The organism is Kitasatospora sp. NPDC057542, assembly GCF_042801945.1.
Taxonomy (GTDB): Bacteria; Actinomycetota; Actinomycetes; order Streptomycetales; family Streptomycetaceae; genus Kitasatospora.
Genome location: NZ_JBHVFE010000734.1, coordinates 1 through 2,579 on the forward strand (window position 1 = coordinate 1; position 2,579 = coordinate 2,579).

At 71.1% G+C, this 2,579-nt stretch carries 3 protein-coding genes; 2 read left to right on the forward strand and 1 reads right to left on the reverse strand.

The window, feature by feature from the left end:
- Window positions 1-81: 81 nt before the first annotated feature.
- Window positions 82-918, reverse strand: a complete 837-nt coding sequence (locus ACFU7Y_RS42830) for an alpha/beta fold hydrolase (protein WP_380771876.1) — start codon at window positions 916-918, stop codon at window positions 82-84.
- 288 nt (window positions 919-1,206) lie between these two features.
- On the opposite strand from ACFU7Y_RS42830, the gene ACFU7Y_RS42835 reads away from it, so the two are divergent.
- Both ACFU7Y_RS42835 and ACFU7Y_RS42840 read left to right on the forward strand, forming a co-directional pair.
- Window positions 1,207-1,932 (forward strand): alpha/beta fold hydrolase, encoded by a 726-nt coding sequence (locus ACFU7Y_RS42835; protein WP_380771878.1) that lies wholly within the window; start codon window positions 1,207-1,209, stop codon window positions 1,930-1,932.
- A 41-nt stretch (window positions 1,933-1,973) separates the two neighbouring features.
- Window positions 1,974-2,531 (forward strand): Dps family protein, encoded by a 558-nt coding sequence (locus ACFU7Y_RS42840; RefSeq protein WP_380771880.1) that lies wholly within the window; start codon window positions 1,974-1,976, stop codon window positions 2,529-2,531.
- The last annotated feature ends 48 nt before the right edge of the window (window positions 2,532-2,579 follow it).

Consider the following 2,579-nt stretch of genomic DNA (forward strand, 5'->3'; position numbering starts at 1 on the left):
GGGCGTCGGCGGGGCAGGCCCCCCACGGCGGCACCGACATGGGACGGCCGGCCGCGGTCGGGGGTGACGCGGCCGACCGGGTCACTTGGCGAGGAAGGCCAGCAGCGCGGCGTTGACTTCCTCGGCGTGGGTCCAGAGCAGGCCGTGCGGCGCGCCCTCGATCTCGACGTAGTCGGCGGCGGGCAGCGCCTTGTGGAAGGGGCGCGCGGTGTTGTCGATCGGCAGGGTGCGGTCGCCGGTGCCGTGCAGGATGAGGGCCGGGACGTCGATGCGGGTGATGTCGGCGCGGAAGTCCGTGTACCAGGTGGACGGCGCGGCCGAGGCAGCGAAGGCACCGCCGGAGGTGGCGACGTTCCAGCTGTTGCGGACGGCCTCCTCGCTGATCCGGGTGCCGAGGTTCTCGTCGAGGTTGTAGAAGTCGTTGAAGAAGCCGGTGTAGAAGGCGAACCGGTCGGCCTTCACGGCGGCGACGATGCCGTCGAAGAACTCCTTCGGCGCGGCGCCGTCCGGGTTGTCGTCGGTCTTCAGCAGGAACGGCTCAAGGGAGGCCAGGAAGGCGACCTTGGCGACGCGCTCGGAGCCGTAGGTGCCCACGTAGCGGGCGACCTCGCCGGTGCCCATCGAGAAGCCGACCAGCACGGCGTCGCGGACGTCGAGGGTCTCCAGCACGGTGTTCAGGTCCGCGGCGAAGGTGTCGTAGTCGTAGCCGGTGGTCGGCTGCGAGGATCGGCCGAAGCCGCGGCGGTCGTAGGTGATGACCCGGTAGCCGGCGTCCAGCAGCGCGGCCTCCTGGCGCTCCCAGGAGTCGCCGTTCAGCGGGAAGCCGTGGATGAGGACGACCGGCTGGCCGGTGCCGCGGTCCTCGTAGTGGAGGTCGATGGAGGTGGTGTTCTCCTGGCCAACGGTGATGTACGGCACGGGTTTTCCTTTCCTTACGGCAGCGTGTGGCTGCGACGGGTCACACGCTAGGGCCGTCCGCCGTCGGCCGATTGCCTCTGAGAGCACCCCGAGTCGTCCGAGAGTGCTGTGGCCGGGAGCACCCGCGGGGACGGACAGGTGACAGCGGCTCGACCCCCGCATCCGGTGCGCGGACCGACCGTCGACAGTGCGCGGTCGGGACAGGCCCCGGGCCCGTGCGTTCCTAGCCTGATGGCCGAAGAAGTCAGTGATCCGAAGGCCTCGGTAAGGCCCAGTAAGGATTCAGTCATGACGACGAACGACACGCCCACCGTCGTGCTCGTGCACGGCGCCTTCGCCGACGCCTCCAGCTTCGCCCGGGTGATCCCCGAACTGCTGGCCGACGGACTGAAGGTGGTGGCGCCGGCTGTGCCCAACCGCAGTCTGACCGGCGATTCCGCCTACATCGCGTCGGTGGTCCGGCGGATTCCCGGGCCGGTCGTGCTGGTCGGCCACTCCTACGGCGGCGCGGTGATCACCGTGGCGGGCGCCGAGGAGAACGTCAAGGGGCTGGTGTACCTGGCGGGTTACGCGCTGGAGGAGGGGGAGAGCCTGGGTGAGCTGCAGGGCGGCTTCCCCGCCTCCGACCTCGCCTCCGCCCTGGTGTACAGCCCCTTCCCGCTGGAGGACGGGAGCGGTGAGGGCACCGACGTCTCGGTGGAGGTCGACCGTCTTCCGGCGATCTTCGCGGCCGACGTCGACCCCGAGCTCGCCCGGGTCCTCGCCGTCACCCAACGGCCGCTCGCCGCAGCGGCGTTCGGCGAGGCCGCGCCCACCGCCGCGTGGCGGACCAAGCCGTCCTGGGGGATCGTGGCCACCGCCGACCGGACCCTCAACCCCGATGTCCAGCGGTTCGGCTACCGGCGCGCCGGGGCCGCCACGGTCGAGGTCGACTCCTCGCACCTGGTGATGCTCTCCCACCCCGAGCGGGTCGCCGACCTGATCCGCGAAGCCGTCCGGTCCGTGGACAACTGACCACCCCACCCCCGAGAAACCCGAGAAACCCGAGGAACACCATGACCAGCCAGCAGCCGCGACTCCACCAGCACGGCCCCGAGATCCAGCAGTTCGGCACCGTCACCCAGCTGCCGATCGCGCTCTCCCACGACGCCCGGCAGTACTCGTGCCAGCGGCTCAACCGCGTCCTCGCGGACACCCAGTTCCTGTACGCGCTGTACAAGAAGTGCCACTGGGGCATGCGTGGGCCGACCGCCTACCAGCTGCACCTGCTCCTCGACAAGCACGCCCAGGAGCAGTTGGAGCTGGTCGACGCACTCGCCGAACGGGTGCAGAGCCTCGGCGGCGTCGCGGTGGGTGACCCCCGGCACGCCGCGCAGATCACGGACGTGCCGCGCCCGCCGGACGGCATCGAGAGTGTGCGGTCGATGCTCTCGCGCCTGCTCGACGCGCACGAGACCATCCTCGCCGACGTCCGTGACGCCGCCACCCGCACGGCCGAGCTCGGCGACGACGGCACCCAGGACCTCCTGGTCTCCCAGATCATCCGCACCGGCGAGACCCAGGTCTGGTTCCTCGCCGAGCACCTGGTCGTCACCCCCGAGAACGGGGCGTGACCGCGGGCCGGGCCTGTTTCGTCGGCGGGCCCGGCCCCGCTCCGTGCC

Bases quoted from the DNA above. Each gene is read 5' to 3' on its own strand.
- ACFU7Y_RS42840 (WP_380771880.1), top strand. From the start codon at position 1,974: ATGACCAGCCAGCAGCCGCGACTCCACCAGCACGGCCCCGAGATCCAG.
- ACFU7Y_RS42835 (WP_380771878.1), top strand. From the start codon at position 1,207: ATGACGACGAACGACACGCCCACCGTCGTGCTCGTGCACGGCGCCTTC.